The organism is Massilia consociata (assembly GCF_042432755.1).
In the GTDB taxonomy this organism is placed as follows: domain Bacteria; phylum Pseudomonadota; class Gammaproteobacteria; order Burkholderiales; family Burkholderiaceae_D; genus Telluria; species Telluria consociata.
The window spans coordinates 544247-568406 of sequence record NZ_JBHLWP010000013.1 but is presented as its reverse complement, the minus strand read 5'-3'; the positions used below and the strand labels follow the sequence as shown (position 1 = coordinate 568406).

The window sequence follows — 24160 nt, the reverse complement described above, 5'->3', positions numbered from 1 at the left end:
GGGCAGGGCGGGCAAAAAGGCCATTGTAGCCTCAGGCACGCCGCCCTTGGTCATTCTCGACCACACTCAGGCAGCCGGCATCGTGAACGTGAAGGCGGTAACCCCGCCGCCGGAGGTGGCGACGACCCGGCCCCGGTGGCCGCGTGCGATCTGGTCGACGATGTACAGGCCGAGCCCGAGTCCTTCGCTGCCGTGGCGCGATGCGGCGCGCCAGTAGGGCTTGAACAGCTGGGCCAGCACCTCGGCGGGCAGGTCGCGGCCGCCGTTGGCGACACTGAGCGTGAAGATGCCCCCGTCCACGAAGGCATCCACCCGGACCGGGGCATCGGCGGCGCCGTGCACCAGCGCGTTCTTGAGCAGGTTGGAGAGCAGTTGCGACAGGCGGTCGGGATCGCAGCGCAGCGCCATTCCCGGCGCGATCCTGGTGTCGACCGCCCGTTCGGGATGGACGTCGCGCAGCTCGTCGACTACCTGGCGCAGGAACAGGTCGGCCTCGGGCTCGAGCCGCAGGCCGAGTGCAATGCCGCCGCCCATGCGTCCGCGCGTGAAATCGACCACGTCGTCCACCAGGGCCGCCATGCGCGTCGTGCTGCGGCGGATGCGGCGCGCGATGTCGCGTGTGGCCGCGTCCTGGTGCTTCAGCAGGAGGAGCTCGGCGCCCGACCGGATCGCGCCCAGCGGCGTGCGCAGGTCGTGTCCGAGGACCGCGATGAACTGTTCGCGCAGTTCGGCCGTCTCGCGTTCGTCGAGCAGGGCGGCGCGCGTCTGGTACAGCGAGCGTTCCACGTCCAGCTGCTTCGCGATCAGCTCGGCGAACAGGGTGAGCGTCGATACGGTGGTGGCATCGCTCAGGCGCTTTGGCGCGGGGTCGAGACCGCACAGTGTGCCGAAATACTCACCGTCCGGGCGGAAGATCGGGATCGAGAAGTAGCTCTGGAAGCCGTAGATGCGCGGTGTGTGGTGGTCGCAGTAGCGCGTGCTGTCGCGGACGCTGTCGATGACGATGGCTTCGCCGCTGTCGCGCACTTCCTCGCACAGGGTGGTGGTCACGTCCAGGGCGCCCCCCGGCTTGAGGCCGAATTCGAGCCGGTCGAGCACCGCGCAGGCGGTCCAGGACGATTCGGTCACGTGGGCGATGCAGACAAAGCCGAGGCCGGTCAGCGCGGCAACGGTTTCGAGGATCTTCGGCACCGCGCCGATTGCCTGGATTTCATCGACCCGGGGAGAAAGGTCGTCTGCCATCATTGCCCCACCGGTACAGTTAACGGAGCGTCATGGTAGCACTGTTGACTCATCGGGCGTCAACTGCGGTTACAAATCCTTTTCTACCGTATTTGCCGATCATTGCCCGTCCTGGTACTTCTGCGCGGCGGCGCAGTGCGGCGATCTCGTCCAGGCTCTTGAAGGCGGGGGCAGGCAGGCACGAAGGCCATTGCAGCTTGCGCTGGCTGCCTGCTCGCGCTTCCAAATGGTAATGGCAGTGGCACCCGGTTAAAGCGGTTCCTCGTGTGCGATCGTGAGACCTCCGTCGTTCGCAGGCAGCCAAACCGCGCCGGTATCGGAACTGACGTCGAAAAAGCCTACCTTGTGTTTTGCTGCCAGCCGATGCAACGCCGAATAGGCTTGTTCGGCCTTGTCCCACGAGAACGTAATATAAATGTGATGCGGGCCGATGCTGTAGTCCGCAAGTGACGATTCATCATCCGGTAACTCGTCTGATGCAAAGGGTCCGTTCATTGCCGGGAAGCTTGCAATGATGTCCTTGTAAAGCTGCGCCAGCGCCGGTGCGGTGATGCCTGGATCGTCGCCGGCATGCGTCTCCTCGTCATCGGTCTGGGCATCGTACCAATCCAGGAATGCGTTTCTGTCGCTTGGGGCAGCCTCCGGCGAAAATACCATCAGGTCGTAGCTCATGATGTAGATTTCCCTTCGATAAGATTATAAAGGTGTGCAAAACACCGATGGCATCCTCAGCCTGTCGCGTCGCCAGCCTGAGGCCTGCGGCTGGCGATCGTGGTTCCAGTTGACGCCAGCGAGTAGCTTTACCGGCACCCGGTCAGACCGGGTAGCTTCAGGATAAGTGGGAGCGCTCGCCCATGGAGAACTGGCCGACTGTCCAGCGCCCGTCCTCGTACACGCGTTCATCGCCCAGGTACACCGCGTCCGTCACCGCGAACACGTCGATATGGTAGCGCGCATCCTTGCGCTTGAAGCCGGGTTTCGGGTACACGCCGTGCTTGGCGCCGAGCGACAGGTGGATGCCGCACATGCGCTCGTAGGTGCCGATGTCGTCCACCCGGCGCTCGCGGGTGAAGGCGCGGTTCAGGCCGAAGCCCAGTTCGCGCACCCAGACTTCGCCTTCGTCCGCGGTGATGTTGTCCAGCACCTGCTGGAAGGCCGGGGTGGCGTTCTCGGTGCCCACCACGCGCCCGCGCTCGATGATGAGCGTGACCGGCACCTCCGGGTGGTTGGAGCGGTAGTTGGTGTCGCCGAAGACGTGCACCTGCACCCGGCCGTGCACCGCTTCCAGGTCGCGCGCCTCGGTGAACACCTCGCCGATCGGGAACTGGCCGCCCACGTTGTGCATCTCGCTGTAGTCGCCCACGTTCAGCTTGGCCGGCTCGAAGGGCGACGCGAAGTGCAGCGTTTCGCCGCCGCCCACCACCCGCGCGTGCGGCGCCGCGTCGATGCGCGACTTCAATGCGCGCCCGGTGCCGCGGAAGTAGGCCGGGTCGTAGGCCAGCGCCTCGATATAGTGCTCCGACTGCGGTCCCGGCATGCGCGACAGGTGCACGTGCTCGACCACCTTCAACCCGAGCTTGAACAGCTCGACCCGCACACGGAAGCCATCGAGGCGGAAGTTGGTGGACTGCACCAGTACCACCAGGTCCTTCGGCATCATGGCGCGAAAGGCTGCCAGCACGGCGTCCGGCGTGGCCGCGTCGAAGTCGATGAAGGTCGCGCCGGGCAGGTTGCGGCGGTAGCCCTCGGCCAGTGCGCGCGCCAGGGGCGTGCGCTCGTCATATACCACCAGCGCGGCATGGTGCGGGCGGTGTTCGATGGCGTGCGTGAGCACGTCGCGCAGGTGCGTGCTTGCTTCGTCGATGGCGCGGGCAGGCAGGTCCTCGGCTTGCGGGAGGGCGGGGGAAACAGGGGTATGCATGGCAAAGGGAAAGGAGGAAATCCAGCGTCATTATACGGATGCCCGCCAAAAGTTCCCCACTTCAGTCCGTTATCGGCTCACCTGTTGAGCTGTGCGGTGTCAGCGCGTGCTACCCCGTGAACGGCGCGCCGCGCGGCAGGTCGCGGCGCTATTATTTGAGCAACAACAACAGCCTCGACAGGCTGTGTTTCGATAAATCAAATGATGGCACTACAGGGCGAGGGCGAATTGGCATACCGATGGGAAACGCCTGCCAGTGTCTGGCAGGAAGACGAGCGTAGCGGGCAGTTCCAGCTGCTGGCAACCGAAGGGTTGGGCCGCATCGACTGGCAGGGCCAGGCGCACGGCCGCCTGCCCGATGTCGCGCGCCTGCTCGGCGCCTCGCTGCCCACCGCCTGCGAGTGCGCGCCCATTTACCCCGAAGGCTTTGCGTTCTGTCCCAACTGCGGCCGCCCCTTGCTGCGCCTGAGCGGTTCGCCATCCCGCCAGCCCGGCTGGTGGGGACCGGAGGGCGACGCCATGCTGCCGCGCCATGTGCCGCATGGCTTGCCGGTCACCTCATTGCCGCTGGGTGATAGTCTCGAAGAACGTCCTGCGGCGCCCCACGTCGGCCGCTGCGATGTGACCATGCCGGTGCCGCCGAATTCCACCTGCGTTTTCGCGGCTTCCCACTATGGCTTTCCCGAGCAGCGCCTGCTGGCGCTGGCGCACACCCGCGGCGTGCTGCAGTACTGGGACCCGCTGGCCGGACTGTGGCACGTGATGACGCCGGACGAAGGTGCCGCCAGCCTGACCTTCACCGCGTCGAGCTATGCCTGGCTGCCGGTGCTGGAACCGCGCCGCGGCGAGGTGGCCATCGTGCCTGCCGCCGGCGGCCTGCTGCGGCTGTGGATCAACCCGGTCAGCGAAACCTACCGCACCGAGCCGGTGCTGGATGCGCCTGTCGTGGCGGCGCCGGGCGCCATGCGCCGGCATATCGCCTGCCTCGTCCGTCCGGAAGGGGCGGGCGTGCGCCTGTGGAGCGCGCGGGCGGATTTCGCCGAAGTCGAGGAATATGCCTGCCCGGACGTGCCGGATGCGGGCTGGTCGCGCCCGATCGGCTATGACGGCCGCCTGTTCTGGCTGCATGAGCAGGGACAGCTCGCCTGGCGCCCGGGCGAGGCGCCGCGCTTCACGCCGTGGCCGCCGGGCTGGCAGCCGCGCCTGGAATTCGGCGGCCCGACCCAGAGCCGCGACGGCCGCCTGTGGCACATCGGCCATGACGGCCAGGGGTATTCCTTCCTCGAGATCGGCAGCGAACGGCCGCAAGGCGCCCCGATCGACGGCGCGCGCCTGGGCTTTGCCAACTTCCTGTTCCGGCGCGGCCACCCGGTGCTGGACGAGCCCTGGTCCGGCGAGCACGTGGAAGACCTGAACCAGGACGAAACCCTGGTGCTGCCGCTGCTGCGCGCCTTCAACAACAACCGCAGCCAGCCGAGCGGGTTGGTGCTGCGCTTCCACAAGTACACCGGCCGCGCGGAGGAGGCGCTGCACGCCCGTGCGAATGGACGCGTTCTGGCCCGCACCACCGTGGAGTGGATCGGGCGCCGCAACGTGATCCTCGACGAGGTGGTGCGCCTGTCGCGGCCGCTCGAATGCGTGCCCCTCGTGTATGCGGGCTGCCTGTGGCTGCACCACCCCGACTGGAACCAGATGCGTGGCTGGCGCCTGGAAGAGCTGTCGTGATGGGGGCCGTGTTCCGACAACTGGCTGCCGCGTTCTGGCTGCTGCTGGCCTGCACGGCCGGGGTGGGCGCGACCCCGCACGTCTTCCTGGTGCAGAACTCGGGCTGGATGGAGCCGTTCTACAGCGATCCCCGATCGCCCTTCAAGCCGCTGGTGGGGGCGCTCGCCGGCGCCGTCGTGCAACCGGGCGACGCGCTGGTGCTGGCCGCCTTCAACCAGTCCCTGCCCGGGGCGCCTTCGCCGAAGGCGCTGCTGTCGATGAAGGCGGACAAGGAGGGCGCCGTGCGCAGCCGCGTCGACGGCGCGCTGGCGCAGCTCGACACGGCGCGCAAGCCGAACAGCACGGCGCTGGCCGACACCGACCTGGGCGAAGCGGTGCAGGCCGCCGTCAAGACGGCCCTGGGCGGCAAGCCGGGCATCGTCTGGCTCGTGACGAACAACCGCAACAGCCCGAACAACGACCAGGCCACGGCCGCGCGCAACCGCGAGTTCTATGAACTGATCCACCGCGGCGCGGCCATCGACAAGGTGGTGGCCTTCCCGCTGCGCATGCCGGTGCAGGGCAGGCACTACAGCGCCAACGGACTGATGGTGTACGCCTTCGCGGTGGGCAAGGAAGGCAGCCGCGCGCTCGACGGCCTGCTGGCGTCCGGGCGCATCGGCCAGGTCATCACCGAACAGCCGGCGCGCCTGAAACCGCTCGACCGCGACACCGTGCGCCTGGTGCCGGCCCAGGTCGAGGATGCGCCGGGCGTCGAGTTCTCGCAAGGGCCGGGCGGCGGCCTGCGCGCCGATGTCGCCCCCGATGCGCTCACGCCGCGGGCCAGCATCCGCTGGCAGCTCGAGAACGCGATGTACCCGTACACGATCACCTCGGCCTCGCTCAGCGCGCGCTCGGTGCTTGCCGGCGAGGACCGCAAGATCGAGCTGGCAAGCAGCCGCGTGAGCAACCTCGCACCCGGCAAGCCGGTGCCGCTCGGCTCGACCATGCGGCTGCCGGTGGCCCAGGTACCGGACAAGTGGTCGATGGCGGCGCTCGGTTCCGCCGGTTCCGCCTATGTGCTGCCGGGACGGATCGAACTGCACCTGGCGAACCAGCGCCTGGAGCTGTCGCAGGCCTTCCGCCAGCGCATGGCCGCGCTGTTCCCGGGCGATCCGCTGCCGGACATCTTCACGCCGCCAGCGACGGTCCAGGCATCGAACGCCGTGCTGCCGCTCGAGGTGCGGGTGCATTACGGCATGGGGCCGCTGCTGGCGCTGGGCGGCATCGTGTCGGCGCTGCTGGCCGCGCTGGGGGCTGCCGCGTATGCCTACGGCCGCCCGCGTGTCGCCCACGTGACCGTCGAGGACGAACTGCGCACGATGCGCGCGCGGCCCGGCACCACGCAACCGATCTACGACAGGACCGGCGCCCAGGTGGCGCAGCTCAAGACGACCCTGTTCGGCCACCAGTTGATCGACCTGCGTGAAGGCGCGCAGGTGCGGCTCGGCCGTTGAATCTGCTGTCCGGAACACTACCTAACAAGAACAAGGAAAGGAAAACCATGCAAGGCACCCAGTCACCGTCCGCTCCATCGCCCGCCGATCCCGGCTTCAAACTGCCGGAAGAATCGGCTTCGCCCCAGGATTCGCTGCCGCAGACCACGCCGGAAACGGCCGGCCGCCCGGTCGAGGTGGTGCCGGGGACGGCGACGGCACCGGTAGCGGCCACCGATACCTCGACGCGCGACCTGGCCATCGGTGCGGTGGTGTTCGTGATCCTGCTGGTGGTGTACTTTTTTGTCCGCAACGCCTTCGTGCACCACCTGGTGGTGCGCCGGGTGGCGCCCTCGTCGGCGGGCAGCGCCGGCTGGCTGCTGTTCGTCGGCCTGGGCTTCCTGTCGGCGGCCGCGGTACTGGCGATCATCAATGCCAGCAAATTCCTGACCTTCGCCGTCACCGGCCCGCTGGTGGCGGTGGGCCTGATCGCCCTGGTCGCGGCGCTGTTCATCGGCCGCCGCTAAGCATCGAGAAAAGAGAACGACATGGCTGATTTCCCCAACCCCGCGGCATTGAACGCCAAAGCGGAACTCAAGGTCGACCTGCGCCCGACGCTGTTCATCGGCGCCGGCGGCACCGGCATGGAAGTGATGATGCGTATCCGCCGCCGCATCCTGTCGGCGGTCTGGAACCGGAACAACCCCACGCGCGTGGAATCGATCGGCGACTTCCCGGTGGCGCGCTTCCTGCACTTCGACCTCGACAACAATGCCGTCATCGACGAAGGCAAGTCGCAGCGCACCGATCCCTGGTACGAATTGGTGAAGCTGGCCGACGAGGAGCGTCTGGTCGAGCCGCTCGACCTGCCGCAGTATCACGAGTCCGACGACAGCCTGGCGCGCTTCCCGCTGATCGAGAACTGGATGCCGCTGCGTCCCAAGAAGCTGCGTTCGCTCGGCATCGACCCGTCGAAAGGGGCGGGACAGATCCGTGCGCTGGCGCGGCTCTACCTGTTCGACAAGTACCCCAAGCTGCGCGGGCGCATCAAGGGCGCGCTGAACAGCCTGGGCAGCAACGCCGGCATCGAGCGCAAGGAGAACTACCAGCGCCTGGGCCTGCAGGTCGATACGTCCAAGTTCCGCATCGTCGTCATCGCCTCATGCGCGGGCGGCACCGGCGCCGGCAGCGCGCTCGACCTCGGCTGGCTGTCGAAGGCCATCGCGCGCCAGGAAGTCTCGGACAGCCAGGTCGACCTGGTGATGTTCATGCCGGGCGGGTTCGCCAAGGCCAACAAGGAACGCACCGAAGCCAACGCCTACGCCACCCTGATGGAACTGGAAACGGCGATGCGCGACATGAACGCCCGGGTGCACTGGATGGACCCGGACAGCATCACGGGCAGCGGCGCCCCGTTCGACGACGTGTACTTCGTCGACACCGCCAACCTCGCCAACAAGGCCACGTTGGACGTGAAGGACGTATACCAGATGGTGGCCGACACGCTGTTCGAGGATTTCGCCTCGGCCGATTTTGCCAACCGCAAGCGTTCGGTGGCGGTCAACCAGCAGCAGCACAAGCTGGGGCCGTACAACCCGCGCGTGCCCGAGCAGCGCTTCGGCGACATGCGCCTGTCCTACTCCAAGGCGTATTCGGCCTTCGGGCAGGCGGTGCTCGATACCCAGCAAAGCCTGCGCGACGACATCCGCGCCTACGAGCTGGCCGGGCTGATGGTCAAGGCCTTCTTCGGACTGGTCTCCACGGATGGAACGGCGGCACGCCGCGCCGGCGACCAGGAACGCGATACCTTCATGCGCGAGCAGATGGAGATGGCCGAGCGCCCCTTCGACGCCTTTCCGGATTTCCGCAAGGGCACGGTGGACGTCACGCCCTTCCCGGAATACGCGCTCACCAATACGCTGCTGCTCGACAGGGACGGGCGCTCGCTGCTCGAGCGCGTCGAGAGCAAGGTGCAGCTCGAGATGGACCGCATCATGGCGGCCTACGACATCAAGCTGTGGCGAGAGAAGGTGGCCGAGCTGCTGCCGCACCTGGAACGCGACGCCATCCGCGAGGCCGGCGCCACCGCCGAGACTAGCGAAGACCGCATCAAACGCCACACCGGCGAGCTGACGACGCGCCTGAAGACGCGTGCGCGCGATCGCCTGTACGCGCTGCTGGACGACCGCAAGCAGGGCGGGCTGGAATTCGTGCTGTCGCTGCTGGAGCAGGTCAAGGCGCGCCTGTTGCAGCGCGACCTGGCCAACGCCGAACGCAACGGCCGCCGCTACCGCGACATCCGGGACGCGCTGCGCACCCGCCAGGTCGAGGAATCGCTGAACAACCTGTCGCAGGCCGCCAGCCGCATGTTCGGCAAGGAAGCGCAGGGCCGCGAAGTGATGAACCACCTCAAGCGCGACATCGCCGACTACCTGCGCTTCCACCTGCTGGCGGTGGCGGCGGGACAGTCGATCGAGGTGATGCGCAACATGTCGGCCTGGCTGGGCGATCCGCAATCCACCGACGAGCAGGGCAATGCCCAGTGGAGCGGGATCGCCGGCGAATTCCAGGAGGGACGGCGCCAGGTGCAGGCGATGCTGCATGCGGCCGACCAGCGCATCAGCCAGCTGCGCGCCGATGCGCGCCAGGAGCACGCCACCTACATCAAGATCGCCAGCGACGTGCTGCCGCCGCCGGTGCGCCTGACGGGTGACGTCAGCGCCTGGGGCGAGGAGGTGCTGCTGGAATTCGGCGGTTCGGCACGGCTGTTCCCGCAGTTGGGCGACGAGCGCCTGCGCGCCGACCTGCTGCTCAAGCTGTTCCGGCGCGCGCAATTGCAGCTCTCGTCCCAGGAGCTGGAGCAGCCCGAACCCGTCGATCCGCTGCTCGAGCGCCTCTCGAGCATGAGTCCGCAGGAACGCCAGCGCGTGTTCGCCGAATGGATCCGCAGTGCCATGCCGTGGGTGAATGCGCGCTTCTCGGCCGAGTTCACGCCGGCGGCCGACCAGTTCAAGTGCTTCATCGGCGTGGGGGACGTCGGCGCCTGGCGCAAGATGGAAGCGGAGCTGCGCGCGGCGGTGCCCACCGGTTACTTCCATGGCGACCTGATCTCGATCGTCAACACCGGCATCGCCGGCCGGGCGGTGTGCTACGTGGAGCTGTCCGGCTACCCGATGACGGTGCTGCGCGGCCTGCCCACCTGGCGCGCCTCGTACCAGATCGAGAATCCGAAGATCCCGACCCACCTGCATTTCGACGCCACGCGCTTCCGCCACCCGCTGTCGCCCTCGATGGACGAGCTGAACCGCCTGGCCGACGACTACGAATGGTTCCTGCAGGCGATTGCCCTCGGCGTCATCCGCCGCAAGCCCGACCTGGGCGACCGCGAGGCTAGCTTCCAGCCGCGCGGCCAGTACCTGTTCGAGGTCGAGCCGGGATCGGGCGAGTGGCTCCAGATCGGCAACGAGTACGCGATCCGTTCCAACGGCCTGCCGCCGTACTACCGCGACCAGGTGATCGCCTCGGTGCGCCACCGGCTGGCCAATGTCGGGCCGCACCAGCTCGCGCTGCTGGCGGCGTTGATGCGGTATTACCAGCTGCGCGTCTACGAGCCGCGCCTCGAAGTCGACGAGACCGGCGCCCAATTGCCGTCGCCATCGCTGCCGAACATCACGGCGCGGCGGCTGTACGACGCCTGGATCCGCCGCGCCGCCGCGCTCGACCCGGCGCTGTCCCCAAGCCAGATCGAAACGGCATTGAGCAGCATTGCGCAATGGACCGAAACGGTGCCGGATTCGGCCAGCGACGCCTACAACTGGGAAGTCGAGCGCCCCGTGGACAAGCGCGTGATCCTGCCCGAATACCTGGCCAGCGACGAGCACGCGGCGATGGTGCTGGGGCGCCGGCCGGCAGGCGCAACCGTGGCCGATGCGGGCGCCGGGGTCGGCATGGCGCCCCCGGCCGCGCCCGTGCCCGTGATGCAGCCGCGCTACAAGCTGTTCCTGCAGGGTGCCCAGCGCGGACCGTACACGATCGAAGAGATCGCCCAGCAGGCGGCGCGCGGCGAGATCGATGCCACGACGCGCGCCTGGAACATGGCCTGGAACCCGAAGCTGGACAAGTGGAGCACGGTGGGGGCGCTGCCGGAACTGGCGGCAGTGCTGGGCGACGCCATTCCCGACCCCGATGACGCGGGCGGCGACGGCATTCCGGATCCCGAATGAAGGACGGCATGGTGCAAGACGAGGCCGTTTACCGCTGCATCGGCGCCCAGTGCGGGCGCCTGATGCCGAGGCGGGTGAATTACTGTCCCTGGTGCGGCACGGCCCAGCAGGCGGGGCAGCCCGCGGGCGTGCCGCCGCCGATGTTGGCGAAGCCGCCCGTGGCGCCGCCGCACGTGGGGCCGGCAGCGCCGGAGCCGGCGCAGGCCGCGCCACAGGCGCAGCTTACACCGCAAGCGCAGGCCCCCGCGCCCGGCCCGGGATCGATATCTACGGGCGCATCCACCGCAGCCGCATCCGCCACCGCAGCGGCGCCAGGCACGGCAAGCCCCTCCGCGGCCGCCCCGCGGAGCAGCGCGCCGGTGCCGCCCCCGCCGCCGCCTTCGCCTGCGTCGCCTGCCCCTCCGCCGGCCGGCGCCAGCCGGGCCGGCCCGGGACGCGGTATTCCACCGCCACCCGGCGTCGGCCCCGGCCGCGGCCCGGCCACGCCAGCCCGGCCGCCGCAGCGCGCCCCGATCCGCCTGCGCTGGTGGATCCTGGCACTGGGTGCATTGTGGATCATCTGGATGACGGTGCGCCCTTCGGGCTCGCGCATCGAGCGCCGCATGGACCGCGCCGTCGCGCTGGCCGTCGAATGCAAGGCAAGGGAAGCGCAGGACGAACTGATCGCGCTGCGCGGCACGCGCGCCACCCCCGAGCAGCTGCGCCAGGTGCAGACGTCGCTGAACAAGGCCGCCGCCGACTGCACGCGCGCCGAGCAGCGTGCCAGGGCCTGGGAGGACACCGCCGCCGACGTCAGGAAACTGCGGCGGGCGCGCTCCTACGACAAGGCGCTCGCCCGGCTGGCGACTTTCACCAAGCGCTGGGGCGAGGACGACGCGACGCGCAAGCTCAGGCAGGACATCAACGACGAGCGCCACCATCCGCTGGCCGACCCGACCCGTAACGAGTAGGGGAGGCGGACGCCCAACGGTCAGCCGCATTTTTCGCGGCAGGTGTATGCTGTCCGGCAAGCAGATAGCAGGAGGCAGACGTGAAGACACGCATGTTGGGCTCGCTGCTGGCGCTTGCCGTGCTGGCAGGCTGCAGCAACGACGAGGAAGCGATGGGCCCGGCGCAACGGGCCGGCAAGGCGCTGGACGACGCCGGCGCGAAGGTCTCGCGCCAGGTCGAGGATGAACTGGCCAAGGCCGACCGTGCCGCGGCCGAGGCGCGCGAGAAGGTCAGGAACGCCGCGCAGGAAGCCAGCCGTGGCCTGGACAAGGCGACCGAGGAGGTTGGCAAGAAGGTGGAAAAAGCCGGCGAGAAGATGCAACGAGCAGCGGAATGAGGCCGGCAGCCCGGCCCCATGGCGTTCGCTCGCCGTCGCGCTGACGACGGGTGGTCCAGCCGGGCCGGACCTACGCGCTGGCGCGCTGGTCTTCCCAGCCGTGCACGACCGACAGGTTCACCTTGCCGGCACGCCATGCCTGCTCCAGGTTCTGCTCGATCTCGTCGAGGCAGATCTGGGACGGATCGCCGAAGCCCTGGACCCCGTAGGCACGGTTGCGGCCATGGGCCTTGGCCAGGTACAGCGCCATGTCCACCACGTTGACCGCACGTTCCCATGGCAGCACCACGCCGCCGCAGCTGAGCGGGAAGGGGGCGAACCCGATCGACACGTTCACCGACAGGGTCTGTCCGCCATGCTGGATCGTGGTCGCCGAAATGCCGCTCAGGATGCGCTGCGCCACTTCGTCCAGGCCGCTGCGCGGGATCGTCGGCAGGAAGGCGATGAATTCCTCGCCGCCCCAGCGCACGATCATGTCGGTCTCGCGCAGGATGTCGCGCAGGCTGGCCGCCATCGCCATCAGCACCGCGTCGCCGGCTGCGTGGCCATGGGTGTCGTTGATGTGCTTGAAGTGGTCCACGTCCAGCAGGAACAATGCGCCGCATTGTTCGTGCGCCGCGGCGCGCTCCTGCGGCTGCGGCATGGCGCGCATGTACTCGAGGAAGTGGCGGCGGTTGTACAGCCCCGTGAGCGGGTCGCGCACGCTCTGCTGCTTGAGTTCCTTGTTCTTCGCGTACAACTGGGCGTTCGCATGCCGCACCTTGCGGTACAGCAGGCCGACCACGACCGACGCCAGGGCGAACACGGCGGCCAGCAGCCACCAGATGCGCTGCTGCAGGCGGTTTACTTCGTTTTCGCTGCGCAGCAATTCGATCTGGCGCTGCTTCTTCTCGGTGTCGTATTTTTCCTGCAGGTCGAGCACCGCCCGCTGGCGCCGCTTCTCGAACAACTCGTCCGAGATCTTGCGCTCGCGGTGGTAGGCGCGCAGCGCGCCCGGCAGGTCGCCGGCGCGCTCGAGCGCCTGGCCGTATTCGACCAGGACTGCCTGCAATTCCGGCTGGTCGCCCAGTTTTTCGTAGGCTGTCATGCCGGCTTCGATATGGCGCTTGCCCTCGGCCAGCCGCCCGGTAGCCAGGTAGGCCTGGCCCAGGTTCAGGCGCGCGGTCGCTTCCAGGCCGGCGTTGTTCAGCTTGCGTGCCGCGTCGATGGCTTGCTCGGCATACAGCGCGGCATTGCGGTAGTCGCGCATCTTCAGGTAGCAGTCCGACAGGTTCGCCAGCGAGTACGCGCCCATCGAATCGGCGCCGAGGCTGCGCTCGATCGCCAGGCTGTCGAGCAGTGCCTTCAGGCCGCGCTGGTACTGGCCGGTTTCGACCGCCAGGCCGTATTCGGCATGCTTGAGCGTGGCTATGCGGCCCGGGGAATTCGTTTTTTCCGCAGCCTTGACCGCTTCGGCAAGTGCTTCGAACCCTTTTTCGTACTCGCGCATGATCGTGTACAGCTCGATCAGGGCGTTGAGCGACATGACGATCTGGGTCGGGTCGCGGTGCTGGCGTGCCAGCGTGGCGGCTGCCTGCAGGCGCTCGAGCGCTTTCGGGAAATTGCCTTCTTCGGCCCAGGAGTCGCCCGCAGCAATGGTCGCACGCACCTTCAGGTCGATGTCGTCCGTCGTGTAGGCCAGCTGTTCCGCCTCCCAGGCGAGGCGGTGCGATTCGCCCAGCTGGGAACGGCGGGAGGCGAGATACGCCTTGCGCAGCAGGCCCTTGGCGAGCGCCACGTTGTTGTCGTGCTGGCGTCCCAATGCGACGAGCTCGTCTGCCACCGCGGCGGCCTCGTCGAGCTTGCCGACGCCGTCGTAGGCGTTCGACAGCTGGTTGAGGAACTCGATGCGCTGCCCCAGCGGCGCCGCCCGGCCATCCCGTTCCATCTGCTGCAGGAGGGGGAGGGCGCGCTCGGGGACATATTTGTTGAGTTCCCTTACCTCAGCCAACCGCTTGGCAAGCGGCGCCTGTTCGCCCGCGCCCGCGCCGGCAGCGGCAAGGCACAGCGCCATGGCGAACGCGAGGCGCCGGATACGCGGGAAGGCAGGATGAAATCGGGAAGGCATGGACGAGTTTCGGTGCGCCAGTCATTACATAGATGTTATCTAGAAACATTATATTCCTGTTGCAAACCGGAAATTCAATTTCTCTTCAATTGTCACAAAAACGACACAATTTTGTAATGGATGAGAAGTGTTCTCAAGCGCTGATGGCACGACACCGGCGACGGGTGCAACGGTTTCTTATCTGATTCGTTCCTTTGAGAATGGTGCATTCGCCTCCAAAAAGCAGGGCTATACTGGTCCGGTCTTGTCCTGACGCGAGGTGAATGCGATGTGGAACACACCGTGGGCCCGGTGGGGCGCCGTGCTCGGTTTTGCGCTTGGTGGTTTTTTTGACGGCATCCTGCTGCACCAGATCCTCCAGTGGCACCACCTGCTCAGCCTGGTGCCCGGCGTCGACGACCTGCGCCTGCAGGTATTGTGGGACGGCTGGTTTCACGCGTTGATGTACGTGATCGCGCTTGCGGGCCTGGCAGGGCTGTGGTGGCTGCACCGCCGGGGCACGGGGAACTGGGGCTGGCCCCTGGTCGGCGCCGTGCTGGTCGGCTTCGGCTTCTGGCACGTGCTCGATACCTTCCTGTCGCACTGGCTGCTGCAGATCCACCGCATCCGTATCGACAGCGACGATCCGCTGCTGTGGGATTTGCTCTGGCTGGCGTTGTTCGGCATCGTTCCGCTGGTGGCCGGCTGGCGCATGGGCCGCATGGGCGGTGGCCCGAAACTGCATGGTGCGGCGGCGATGCTGGTTCTGGGCCTGCTCACGTCCGGTGCCGGCGCCTGGGCCCTGGTCCCGCCGGCGCAGACCGGCTTCGCCACCGTGGTCTTCCAACCCGGCGCCGGTCCGCGCGAGGTGTTCGCCGCGCTCGACGCGCTCGACGCCAGGCTGGTGTGGAGCGACCGTGCCATGGGCGTGGTGGTGGTTGCGGTGCCGGAGGAACGGCGCTGGGGCTTTTACCGGCACGGCGCGCTGCTGGTGAGCGGGGCCGGCGTGCCGGCCGCCTGCTTCAACTGGAGCCGTGCCTGACACGCCGGCGCGGCGCCTCCTGATACCATGGCGGCAACCCCGAAGGAGCTGCCATCCCCATGCACATCCGTGACATTGCCATCGGCGTGGTGCTCGGCGCCGTGCTTGCCGGCGTCGTCGCGCTGACCATTCCGTCACCGGAACCGTTCGCCGTTCGCGCTCCTGCGCCGACGCCTGTCGGTCGATCCGCTCCTGTCCTGCCGCAGCAGCCTGCCGCCGCGGCCGCGCCGCCGGCGCCGGCGCCGACGCAGCATCCGTCCGGCCTGTGGCGCGACATTCATGCGAAGTACGTGCACGCGCAGAACCTGCGCATGTTCTTCTACGAGGCCATGCGCAAGCCGGGGGAAGGCGCCTATTTCTACGCGACGCGGGTCCTCGAGACCTGCCGGCGCGTACTGGACAAGACGCTCGAGGCACTGCCATCTCCGCGCCGCGAAGCTGCTGAAGAGCTGCTACGGCGTTGCGATTTCACTCCCGATGGGCTGGACGACGCGGAGCGCGAGCTGGACGCGGCCCGGCATCTCGACCTGGCGGCCGATCCGCTGCTGGGCAGCATGTTCGGCTACCTGGCCGCCGACGGGCCCGAGGGCAGGGCGCAGATGCTGCGCGAGGCATTCGAGCAGGGAAATCCTGACGTGATCGCCTCGCTCGTCGCGCCGGCCATCCAGGCGCGGGCGCCGGTACGGGACGAACAGGATTCCACCGCACGGGGCATCCCCTTCGGCGCTGCGCTCGTCGCCTGCCGCCTGGGCGCCGATTGCGGGCCAGGAGCGGTGAGCACGCTGGAATTGTGCATGCAGCTCGGCTGGTGCGCGGACAGCGTCCCCGCCGCCTTGCAGCAGGGCCTGGGCGTGCATTACCCCGCGCTCGACCGGCTCGCCAGGCAGGTCGTGGACGACATCCGGCGCCGCGATGCGCAGCGCCTGGTGCCGGCCCAGGAACGCGAGTAGCGAGCTACAACGCGATCTGCTGCAGCAGGTAGAGCCGCTGGTACAGGCCGCCCTCGATGCGCATCAGGTCGTCGTGCGAGCCGGCCTCGGTGATGCGGCCATGGTTCAGCACGACGATGCGGTCGGCCGCGCGAATGGTCGACAAGCGGTGCGCGATCGCGATGATGGTCACTTTCCCACGCAGTTCTTCCAGCGCTTCCTGCACGATCTGCTCGGTGGCGCTGTCGATGCGCGAGGTCGCTTCGTCCAGCAGCAGGATACGCGGCTCGCCCGCCAGGGCGCGCGCGATCGCCACCAGCTGTTTCTGGCCGGAGGACAGGCGCGAGCCGCCTTCGCCCAGCTGGGTCTCGTAGCCCTGTTCCAGGCTTGAAATGAAACCGTGCGCGTGGGCAGCGCGTGCCGCCGCCTCGATCCGGGCGAACGAAAGCCCGCGTCCCATGTCGATGTTCTCGCGCGCGGTCGCTGCCAGGATGAAGGGATCCTGCGGCACCAGGCCGACCTCGTTGCGGAAGCGCTCGTTGCCGATCGAGGCCAGCGGCAGGCCGCCGATCTCGATCTTGCCCTCGTCGGCGGTGTAATACCGCAGCAGCAGCGAGAGCAGGGTCGACTTGCCGCTGCCGGTATGGCCGACGATGCCGAAGAAGGCGCCTTGCGGGATGTCGAGCGACACGTCGTGCAGCACGCGCTGGCCCGGCACGTAGGCGAAGTTCACGTTGCGCACGCGCACCGCCGGCGCCTGCGGATCGAAAGCGGCCTGGTTGCCGATGCGGCCTTCGGCATGTTCGGCCGCGCCGGCCTCTTCGAGCAAGGTGGACACGCGCGCGGTGGCGACCACCGCCTGCTGCAGGCCGCTGAACTGCATGGTGATCTGGATCAGCGGCTCGACCACGCGCGCGATATAGCTGATGAAGGCGTACAGCACGCCCACTTCGACCGCGTTCATCTGGCGCTGGCCGAAGCCAAAGATGACGATGGTGAGCAGCACCACGTTGAGCAGGTCCAGCGCCGGACGCAGCAGGAAGGCGTTGGCCTTCAGTTCGGCCAGGCGCGCGGTGCGGTGCGCGCGGTTGGTGTGGAGGAAGCGCTCGCCGAAGCGGCCCTGCGCGTTGCTGGCTTGCAGGACGCTCATGCCGCCGATTGATTCGGCTATTTGGCCGTTGATGTCGCTGCGCAGGGCGCGCGCGCGCGTCACCGCCGGCGCCGACAGGCGCTGGTAGAGCCAGACGATGCCCACCACGGCCGGCACCAGGGCCAGCACCACCAGCATCAGGCGCCAGTCGAGCCAGGCCATTGCCGCCAACGTCCCCACCAGAACGATGGAGGAATCCAGCATCACGAACAACACCTGGATGTAGAGCGTCTTGACGGCTTCGGTGTCGTTGGTCACGCGGCTGACCAGCTGGCCGGTGATGGCGCGATCGAAGAAGGCCATCGGCAGGCGCAGCACGTGGCCGTAGACCCACTCGCGCAGGCGCCGCACCGAGCGCATTGCCAGCCCGGACAGGCGGATCAGCTGCAGGTAGCGGATCCACGAGGATACCCAGCCGGTCACCACCAGGCCGCCCAGCAGCAATGACATGCGGGTCCAGTCGAGGTTGCGGGCCAGGAGGTGGTCGTCGATCAGCGCCTTGCCCAGCAGGGGGCCAAGCACTTCCAGTGCCGCGGCGATGACCAGCCAGAACGTGGCGTGGTACAGGTGGCGGCGTTCCGGATCGGCGGCGCGGCGCAGCAGGCTTGCTGCCTGCCGCGCCTGGGCGCGCATGGCCTTGGGCTCGAGCTTCAGGTCAGTCTGCATCGATGCTGGCCTCCAGTTGTTGGTAGCGCCACTGGCTGGCATACCAGCCGTCCAGGGCGAGCAGTTCATCGTGGGTGCCCGATTCCGTGATGCGGCCCTCGCGCAGCACCACGATGTGGTCGGCCTTGCTGACTGCCGACAGGCGGTGGCTGGCGATGATCGCGGCGCGCTCGGGCCGGGCTGCGCGCAAGGCGTCCAGGTGTTCCAGGATGCGGGTTTCGGTGCCGGTATCCACCGCCGACAGCGCGTCGTCGAGCAGCAGCAGCGCACTGTCGGCCAGCAGGGCGCGCGCGATGGCCACGCGCTGGCGCTGGCCGCCCGACAGGGTGATGCCCTTCTCGCCCACCGGCGTGTCGTAGCCCTGCGGGAAGCGCAGGATGTCGTCGTGGATCGATGCCATCCTGGCCGCTTCCTCGACTTCGGCACGCGAGGCGCCGGGACGCGCCAGCGCGATGTTCTCGGCGATGGTGGCCGAGAACAGGAAGGATTCCTGCGGCACCCAGCTCATGGCCGCGCGCAGGGTCGCCAGCCGGTACGCTGCCAGGGGATGGCCGGCCCAGCTGACCGAGCCCGCCTGCGGCGTGGCCTGGCGCAGCAGCACGCGCAGCAAGGTCGACTTGCCGGCGCCGGTAGGGCCGACCAGGCCCAGGGTCCGGCCCGGCTCCACCGTCACCGAGACCTGGTCCAGCGCCGGCCGCTCGGCTTCGTGGTACGAGAAGGTGACCCGGTCGACCACGAGCGCGCCGCGCTCGATCTCTTCCAGCGTGCCCTCGTCCTCGACCGTGAGCGGGGCGTCGAGCAGCGGCTGCAGCCGCGCCAGGCCGGCGCGACCGCGCTCGATCAGCGACAGCACCCAGCCGGCTGCGAACATCGGCCAGATCAGCTGGCCCAGGTACATCGAGAAGCTGGTCAGGTCGCCCACGGTCAGTTCATTGTTCCAGACCAGGTAGCCGCCCAGGCCGAGCGTGAGGCCGGTGGCCGCGGTCAGGGTCAGGCCGACGGCCGGTTCGTAGGCCGCCTCCCAGCGCTGGGCATTCAGGCTGGCGGCGGCCGCGTTGCCGGCCAGCTCGCTGAACTGGCCGGCGCTGCGTGCTTCCAGGCCCAGGGCGCGCAGGGTGCGCACGCCCGACAGCGATTCCTGCACGTGGTCGTTGAGCGCCGAGAACCGTTTCAGGGCGTCGGCTTCGGCAAGGTGGACCTGGCTCGAGATGCGCCAGAACGCGAAGGCCATCAGCGGGAAGGGCAGCAGGGCGACAGCGGCCAGGCGCGGGTCGACGCCGAGGGTCATGATGCCGAGCACCATGACCAGGGTGAGGGTGCCGTCGAAACCGGCCAGCATCGCTTCGCCGGCGGCCATCTCGATGGCGTCGATGTCGTTGGTGGCCAGGGCCATCAGGTCGCCGGTGCGCTGGCGTTGGTAAAAGCCGGGTCCCTGGCTCGCCAGGCGCGCATACAGGCGCGTGCGCAGCTCGACACCGAGGTTGTAGGCGGCGGAATACAGGCGGATGCGCCAGCCCACGCGCAGCACGTAAATGGCCACGCCCAGGCCGAGCAGCTGGGCCAGCCCGAGCAGCAGGTCGTGCTGGTCGAGCCGGTTTGCCGCCAGGCCGTCGACCAGGGCGCCGACCTTGCGTGGAATGAGCACCGTGCAGACGGCGACGCCGGCCAGCATGAAGGCCGACGAGACATAGGCTGGCCAGTGCCGGCGGACGAAGCCGCCGATCAGCCTTGCGAGACTCATGCAGTGTTTCCTTGGAGATTGTGTGCCCGAAAAACAGCAAGCGGGCCGAAGCCCGCTAGTGTAGTCCGTTTGGCAATCAGGCGCAGGGAGCGCCGTGCTGCGTTTACTTCCTGCGCTTCGACGAAGGCGCAGCAACGTCGATTTTCGCTGCCAGCGCTTCGCCTTCGGTTGGCTCCACCGGCGCGGCGGCCGGGTGCGGGACGGCGGCGGCGCGGGCCGTGCCTTTGCCGACAGCCTTGGCGATGGCTTTCGGTTCGGCGACCGGCACCGGCGCCGGCTCGGCGATGGTTTCTGCTGCCGCCGCGGCAGGTTCCGCCACAGCCGCTGGGACCGGCTCGGCGACGACGACCGGTTCGGCCGCTGCCTCGGCAGGCGCGGCTGCCGCCGCGTCGGCCGGTGCGTCCGCCACCGGCGCCGCAGCAACAACGGGCTCGACCGCCACTTCGACGACGCGCGATTCGATGACGGCGGACTCGACCGCAGCCTCCTGCGCCGCCACGACCGGCTCGGCTGCCTGCGCGACCGTTTCCGCAGCCGCGTCGGCGAGCTGCGGCGCCGGTGCCAGGGCCGGCACCGAAGACCGTACGGCATACGACTGGACCCCGCCGGCAATGCCGAGCAGTTCGCGGCTGTAGGCGAACAGGCTGCGCACCTGTTCCTCGGCGTGGCCGCCGAGCGTCAGGAGGTCGCGCGGGTCGCGCGAGGCGATCAGGGTCTGGGCGGCGCGGGTCGAGCGTTCGACCGAATCGCGCGATGTCGCCAGGTTCAGGGCGACGACACGGCTGGCGTTGTCGAAAGCCTGGTTGGCGATGTTGTGGAAGAAATCAAACTGGGCTGCAACCTGGGCCTTGCGTACTGCGGAAAATTGCTCTGGAATGAAAGTCATGAGATTTCCTTGTCGGTCATTTATGGCGCGCTGCAATATCAGCTAGTGTAGCCATGAATTGCGCATGTTGCAAAGCACTTATTCCCGTGTGCGCCAGTATAAATATTGCAGTGCAGCATTACTGATGCGCATTGCATGACTTCCGTGCCCGGTTGGGCGACACTTGCCGCAAAATCGTTACAATCAGTGAAACACAACGGAGGAGCACGCATGGATCTCGTGATTCGCAACGCGACCTTGCCAGATGGCAATCGCGGCATCGACATCGGCATCGACGGCGGCCGCATCGTCGCCGTGGAACAGCGCCTGGCGGCCCAGGGCGCGCGCGAGATCGATGCCGGCGGCGACCTGGTGACCCCGCCGTTCGTGGATGCCCACTTCCACATGGATGCGGTGCTCAGCTATGGGTTGCCGCGCGTGAACCAGAGTGGCACCTTGTTGGAAGGCATCGGGCTGTGGGGCGAACTCAAGCCCCAGCTGTCGCAGGAGGCCCTGGTCGAGCGCGCCATGCGCTATTGCGACTGGGCGGTGGCGCGCGGCCTGCTGGCAATCCGCACCCACGTCGACATCTGCGACGACCGCCTGCTGGCGGTGGAAGCGCTGCTCGAGGTGCGCCGCCAGGTGGCCCCTTACCTGGACCTGCAGCTGGTCGCCTTCCCCCAGGATGGGATCCTGCGCAGCCCCACTGCCTTCGACAACCTGAAGCGCGCGATCGCCATGGGCGTGGACGTGGTCGGCGGCATCCCGCACTTCGAGCGCACCATGGCGCAGGGCGCCGAATCGGTGCGCCTGCTGTGCGAGTTCGCGGCGCAGCAGGGCCTGCGCGTGGACATGCACTGCGACGAGAGCGACGACCCGATGTCGCGCCACATCGAGACCCTGGCCTACGAGACCCAGCGCCTCGGCCTGCAGGGGCGGGTGGCCGGTTCGCACCTGACCTCGATGCACTCGATGGACAATTACTATGCGAGCAAGCTCATCCCCCTGATCGCCGAGAGCGGCGTGGCGGCGATCGCCAACCCGCTGATCAACATCACCCTGCAGGGGCGCCACGACACCTACCCGAAGCGGCGCGGCATGACGCGCGTGCCGGAACTGATGGCGGCCGGCGTGGACGTCGCCTTCGGCCACGACTGCGTGCTCGACCCCTGGTACGGCATGGGCTCGGGCGACATGCTGGAAGTGGCGCACATGGGGCTGCACGTGGCGCAGATGACGGGCCTGGAAGCGATGCAGCGGTGCTTCCTGGCGGTCACCGAGACCCCGGCGCGCATCCTCGGCCTGGAAGGGTATGGCCTGGCCCCGGGCTGCCATGCCGACCTGGTGATGCTCGACGCCGGGTCGCCGGTCGAGGCGATCCGCCTGCGCGCGCCGCGCAAGCTGGTGGTGCGCCGCGGCGCCGTGGTGGCCGAGGCGCCGTCCGCCCAGGCGACCCTGCACCTGCCGGGCCGGCCCGCCAGCACGGATTTCCGCCACACGCCGCAGGGTGCGCACAATACGTGAAAACCGCAACGATTTCGGGCTAGAATAGTCCGCTTTCAGCTTCGGCAAAAGCGTCCCACTACCGTGAAAGATATCCAGATCCGTCCCGCCGACGAGCAAGATTTCGAGTCGATGTGGAGCATCTTCTGCGCCCACGTCGTGGCCGGCGAAACCTATCCGTTCACCACGGCGACCTCGCGCGAGGCCGGCCATGCCTACTGGCTCGGGCCGGGCGTGAGCAGCTTCGTCGCGACCGCCGGCGGCGCGCGCGTGCTGGGCATGTACCGGCTGGTGCCGAACCAGGTCGGGCGCGGCCACCACGTAGCCAACGCCTCGTTCATGGTCAGCCCTTCGGCGCAAGGGGCCGGCGTGGGCCGCATGCTGGGCGAGCACTGCCTCGGCGAGGCGCGCCGCCAGGGCTTTCTCGCGATGCAGTTCAATCACGTGGTGAGCACCAACACCGCCGCCATCCGGCTCTGGAAAAAACTCGGTTTCTCGATCGTCGGCACCCTGCCCAAGGCCTACCGGCACAAGCGCCTGGGCTACGTGGACGCCTACGTCATGTACCAGTTGCTGCAGGACCCGGATCACTGGCCGACGGTCGACGCATGAGCGTGGCCGCGCCGGCGACTCCACCGGGAACGCTGCCGGACTTGGGGCGTACCGGGCGCCTGCGCCTGCGCCTGGTCGAGACGCGCGATGCCCCCGTCTACCTCGAGCTGCTCAACGATCCCGCCTTCATCGAGCACATCGGCGACCGTGGCGTGCGCACCATCGAGGCGGCCGTGAAGTCGATCGAAGAGGGCCCGGTGGCGATGCAGCGCGCGCGCGGCCACTCGATGTACATGGTGGAGCTGCTCGACGGCGGGGTGCCGCTCGGGCTGTGCGGCCTGATCAAGCGCGACGCGCTCGAGGACGTCGATATCGGCTATGCCTTCCTGTCGCGCCATCGCGGGCAGGGCTACGCATTCGAGGCCGCGCAGGCGGTGGTGGCGCATGCGCGGTCGCTCGGCATCCCGCGGCTGGCGGCCATCACCACGCCGGGCAACACCGCCTCGATCGCGCTGCTGCGCAAGCTCGGCATGCGTTTCGAAGGGGCAAGGGTACTGGCGGCGGGCGAGCCGGCCCTGAACCTGTACCGGATGGACCTGCTTCCCGCTCAGGTAGCACAGGGGTAGCGCACGCGTGGCGCACCGGTAACGCGGCGCGGCGCCCGCCGGTGGTAGGATTGCGTTGCAAATCGTCCACTCCCATTGACCGACCGAGCCTTCGATGCCGATCACCGAGCCGCGTCCCGACGCGCCGTTTTTCATTGTCCTCAATGCAGGGTCGGGCCATGCCGAAACCGACCTGCGCCGCTCGACCATCGAGCGCGTGCTGGCCGCCGCCAACCGAGCCTGCCACCTGGAACTGATCGACGACCCCTCGCGCCTGTCCACGATCGCGCGCGACATGGCGGCGCGCGCCAGGGCCGAGGACGGCATCCTGGTCGCGGCGGGCGGGGACGGCACCATCAACACGGTGGCGCACGAAGCCGTGCTGGCCGGCTGCACCTTCGGCGTGCTGCCGCAAGGAACCTTCAACTATTTCGGCCGCACCCACGGCATTCCGGAAGACCTGACCGAAGCCGTGTATTCCTTGCTGCGCGCCCACGTACGGCCGGTGCAGGTGGGACTGCTCAACAACAAGATCTTCCTCGTCAATGCCAGCGTCGGCCTGTATCCGAAGCTGCTCGAAGAACGCGAGCACGACAAGCGCCATTACGGCCGCAGCCGGGTGGTCGCCTTCTTCTCGGCGCTCAAGATCGCGCTGCGCCCGCACCGCCACCTGCGCATCACGCTGGAACTCGAGGGCAAGGAACGGCGTTTGCGCACAACAACTCTGTTTGTAGGAAACAATCGCCTGCAACTGGAACAGGTCGGCATGCGCGATGGCCTGATCGAGGCGGTGGAGGAGGGGCAACTGGTCGCGATCGCCCCACGCCCGATGGGCAAGCTGGGTCTGCTGACCCTGCTGGTGCGCGGCATGTTCGGGAAGCTGGGCAGCGCGGACGACGTCGAAGCCTTCGCCTTCAGGCGCCTGACCGTGCGCACGCCGGCCGTCTATGGCCGCAGGCGCATGAAGGTGGCAGCCGACGGCGAAGTGACGCAGATGGCGATGCCGCTCGAGTTCCGCGTGCTCGAAGGACGGCTCGCGCTGATGGTGCAGGGACCGTCGCGCAAGCAAGCACGGCCGGTCCCGAGCGAGGACGAAGCAGCCTGAGGG

General features: G+C 68.2%; 19 protein-coding genes. 12 read left to right on the top strand and 7 right to left on the bottom strand.

Features of this window, described 5'->3' with window-relative positions; translation table 11 throughout:
• Positions 1-66 precede the first annotated feature (66 nt).
• The 3 genes from ACFFJK_RS15825 to ACFFJK_RS15815 form a co-directional block, all read right to left on the bottom strand.
• Entirely contained in the window at positions 67-1245 is a 1179-nt protein-coding gene (locus tag ACFFJK_RS15825; protein WP_379680394.1) for a GAF domain-containing sensor histidine kinase, read from the bottom strand.
• A gap of 246 nt (positions 1246-1491) precedes the next feature.
• On the bottom strand, positions 1492-1914 hold the full coding sequence (locus ACFFJK_RS15820; RefSeq protein WP_379680393.1) for a hypothetical protein: 423 nt from the start codon (positions 1912-1914) through the stop codon (positions 1492-1494).
• A 157-nt stretch (positions 1915-2071) separates the two neighbouring features.
• Complete coding sequence (locus tag ACFFJK_RS15815) at positions 2072-3163, bottom strand: hypothetical protein (protein ID WP_379680392.1); 1092 nt, start codon at positions 3161-3163, stop codon at positions 2072-2074.
• 201 nt (positions 3164-3364) lie between these two features.
• Between ACFFJK_RS15815 and ACFFJK_RS15810 the strand changes: the two genes are divergently transcribed.
• The 6 genes from ACFFJK_RS15810 to ACFFJK_RS15785 all read left to right on the top strand — a co-directional run bounded on the left by ACFFJK_RS15810 (position 3365) and on the right by ACFFJK_RS15785 (position 11913).
• On the top strand, positions 3365-4888 hold the full coding sequence (locus tag ACFFJK_RS15810) for a hypothetical protein (RefSeq protein WP_379680391.1): 1524 nt from the start codon (positions 3365-3367) through the stop codon (positions 4886-4888).
• A gap of 8 nt (positions 4889-4896) precedes the next feature.
• Positions 4897-6384, top strand: a complete 1488-nt coding sequence (locus tag ACFFJK_RS15805) for a hypothetical protein (protein ID WP_379680389.1) — start codon at positions 4897-4899, stop codon at positions 6382-6384.
• Between the two features lie 47 nt (positions 6385-6431).
• Positions 6432-6890, top strand: coding sequence for a hypothetical protein (locus ACFFJK_RS15800; RefSeq protein WP_379680388.1), 459 nt, complete (start codon positions 6432-6434; stop codon positions 6888-6890).
• A 21-nt stretch (positions 6891-6911) separates the two neighbouring features.
• Positions 6912-10586, top strand: a complete 3675-nt coding sequence (locus ACFFJK_RS15795) for a tubulin-like doman-containing protein (RefSeq protein ID WP_379680387.1) — start codon at positions 6912-6914, stop codon at positions 10584-10586.
• Complete coding sequence (locus tag ACFFJK_RS15790; protein WP_379680386.1) at positions 10583-11536, top strand: hypothetical protein; 954 nt, start codon at positions 10583-10585, stop codon at positions 11534-11536. The genes ACFFJK_RS15795 and ACFFJK_RS15790 overlap by 4 nt, the downstream gene beginning before the upstream one ends.
• Positions 11537-11616: 80 nt before the next feature.
• Positions 11617-11913: a hypothetical protein gene (locus tag ACFFJK_RS15785; RefSeq protein WP_379680384.1), complete on the top strand. Its 297-nt coding sequence runs from the start codon at positions 11617-11619 to the stop codon at positions 11911-11913.
• 70 nt (positions 11914-11983) lie between these two features.
• On the opposite strand, the gene ACFFJK_RS15780 is transcribed toward ACFFJK_RS15785, so the two are convergent.
• On the bottom strand, positions 11984-14020 hold the full coding sequence (locus ACFFJK_RS15780) for a tetratricopeptide repeat-containing diguanylate cyclase (RefSeq protein ID WP_379680383.1): 2037 nt from the start codon (positions 14018-14020) through the stop codon (positions 11984-11986).
• Positions 14021-14288: 268 nt separating this feature from the next.
• Between ACFFJK_RS15780 and ACFFJK_RS15775 the strand changes: the two genes are divergently transcribed.
• Positions 14289-15041, top strand: coding sequence for a DUF2243 domain-containing protein (locus ACFFJK_RS15775; RefSeq protein ID WP_379680382.1), 753 nt, complete (start codon positions 14289-14291; stop codon positions 15039-15041).
• Between the two features lie 59 nt (positions 15042-15100).
• Entirely contained in the window at positions 15101-15991 is an 891-nt protein-coding gene (locus ACFFJK_RS15770) for a hypothetical protein (RefSeq protein WP_379680381.1), read from the top strand.
• 4 nt (positions 15992-15995) lie between these two features.
• Here ACFFJK_RS15770 and ACFFJK_RS15765 read toward each other — a convergent pair whose 3' ends face one another.
• The 3 genes from ACFFJK_RS15765 to ACFFJK_RS15755 form a co-directional block, all read right to left on the bottom strand.
• Entirely contained in the window at positions 15996-17786 is a 1791-nt protein-coding gene (locus ACFFJK_RS15765; RefSeq protein WP_379680380.1) for an ABC transporter ATP-binding protein, read from the bottom strand.
• Positions 17776-19527: an ABC transporter ATP-binding protein gene (locus tag ACFFJK_RS15760; RefSeq protein ID WP_379680379.1), complete on the bottom strand. Its 1752-nt coding sequence runs from the start codon at positions 19525-19527 to the stop codon at positions 17776-17778. The genes ACFFJK_RS15765 and ACFFJK_RS15760 overlap by 11 nt, the downstream gene beginning before the upstream one ends.
• Positions 19528-19630: 103 nt before the next feature.
• On the bottom strand, positions 19631-20413 hold the full coding sequence (locus ACFFJK_RS15755) for a phasin family protein (RefSeq protein WP_379680377.1): 783 nt from the start codon (positions 20411-20413) through the stop codon (positions 19631-19633).
• Positions 20414-20623: 210 nt separating this feature from the next.
• Between ACFFJK_RS15755 and ACFFJK_RS15750 the strand changes: the two genes are divergently transcribed.
• The 4 genes from ACFFJK_RS15750 to ACFFJK_RS15735 all read left to right on the top strand — a co-directional run bounded on the left by ACFFJK_RS15750 (position 20624) and on the right by ACFFJK_RS15735 (position 24157).
• On the top strand, positions 20624-21916 hold the full coding sequence (locus ACFFJK_RS15750; RefSeq protein ID WP_379680376.1) for an amidohydrolase family protein: 1293 nt from the start codon (positions 20624-20626) through the stop codon (positions 21914-21916).
• A gap of 63 nt (positions 21917-21979) precedes the next feature.
• Positions 21980-22507 carry a GNAT family N-acetyltransferase gene (locus ACFFJK_RS15745; protein WP_379680374.1) on the top strand — a complete coding sequence of 176 codons (528 nt, stop codon included), beginning with the start codon at positions 21980-21982 and terminating at the stop codon, positions 22505-22507.
• Positions 22504-23073 carry a GNAT family N-acetyltransferase gene (locus tag ACFFJK_RS15740; RefSeq protein ID WP_379680373.1) on the top strand — a complete coding sequence of 190 codons (570 nt, stop codon included), beginning with the start codon at positions 22504-22506 and terminating at the stop codon, positions 23071-23073. The genes ACFFJK_RS15745 and ACFFJK_RS15740 overlap by 4 nt, the downstream gene beginning before the upstream one ends.
• 94 nt (positions 23074-23167) lie before the next feature.
• Positions 23168-24157, top strand: a complete 990-nt coding sequence (locus ACFFJK_RS15735) for a diacylglycerol/lipid kinase family protein (RefSeq protein WP_379680372.1) — start codon at positions 23168-23170, stop codon at positions 24155-24157.
• Positions 24158-24160: the final 3 nt, after the last annotated feature.

Excerpts from the sequence above, each read along its gene's own strand:
- ACFFJK_RS15750 (WP_379680376.1), top strand. The coding sequence starts at position 20,624 with ATGGATCTCGTGATTCGCAACGCGACCTTGCCAGATGGCAATCGCGGC.
- ACFFJK_RS15770 (WP_379680381.1), top strand. The coding sequence starts at position 15,101 with ATGCACATCCGTGACATTGCCATCGGCGTGGTGCTCGGCGCCGTGCTT.
- ACFFJK_RS15800 (WP_379680388.1), top strand. The coding sequence starts at position 6,432 with ATGCAAGGCACCCAGTCACCGTCCGCTCCATCGCCCGCCGATCCCGGC.
- ACFFJK_RS15735 (WP_379680372.1), top strand. The coding sequence starts at position 23,168 with ATGCCGATCACCGAGCCGCGTCCCGACGCGCCGTTTTTCATTGTCCTC.
- ACFFJK_RS15795 (WP_379680387.1), top strand. The coding sequence starts at position 6,912 with ATGGCTGATTTCCCCAACCCCGCGGCATTGAACGCCAAAGCGGAACTC.
- ACFFJK_RS15740 (WP_379680373.1), top strand. The coding sequence starts at position 22,504 with ATGAGCGTGGCCGCGCCGGCGACTCCACCGGGAACGCTGCCGGACTTG.
- ACFFJK_RS15825 (WP_379680394.1), bottom strand. The coding sequence starts at position 1,245 with ATGATGGCAGACGACCTTTCTCCCCGGGTCGATGAAATCCAGGCAATC.
- ACFFJK_RS15780 (WP_379680383.1), bottom strand. The coding sequence starts at position 14,020 with ATGCCTTCCCGATTTCATCCTGCCTTCCCGCGTATCCGGCGCCTCGCG.
- ACFFJK_RS15815 (WP_379680392.1), bottom strand. The coding sequence starts at position 3,163 with ATGCATACCCCTGTTTCCCCCGCCCTCCCGCAAGCCGAGGACCTGCCT.
- ACFFJK_RS15765 (WP_379680380.1), bottom strand. The coding sequence starts at position 17,786 with ATGCAGACTGACCTGAAGCTCGAGCCCAAGGCCATGCGCGCCCAGGCG.
- ACFFJK_RS15760 (WP_379680379.1), bottom strand. The coding sequence starts at position 19,527 with ATGAGTCTCGCAAGGCTGATCGGCGGCTTCGTCCGCCGGCACTGGCCA.
- ACFFJK_RS15820 (WP_379680393.1), bottom strand. The coding sequence starts at position 1,914 with ATGAGCTACGACCTGATGGTATTTTCGCCGGAGGCTGCCCCAAGCGAC.
- ACFFJK_RS15790 (WP_379680386.1), top strand. The coding sequence starts at position 10,583 with ATGAAGGACGGCATGGTGCAAGACGAGGCCGTTTACCGCTGCATCGGC.
- ACFFJK_RS15810 (WP_379680391.1), top strand. The coding sequence starts at position 3,365 with ATGATGGCACTACAGGGCGAGGGCGAATTGGCATACCGATGGGAAACG.
- ACFFJK_RS15755 (WP_379680377.1), bottom strand. The coding sequence starts at position 20,413 with ATGACTTTCATTCCAGAGCAATTTTCCGCAGTACGCAAGGCCCAGGTT.
- ACFFJK_RS15775 (WP_379680382.1), top strand. The coding sequence starts at position 14,289 with ATGTGGAACACACCGTGGGCCCGGTGGGGCGCCGTGCTCGGTTTTGCG.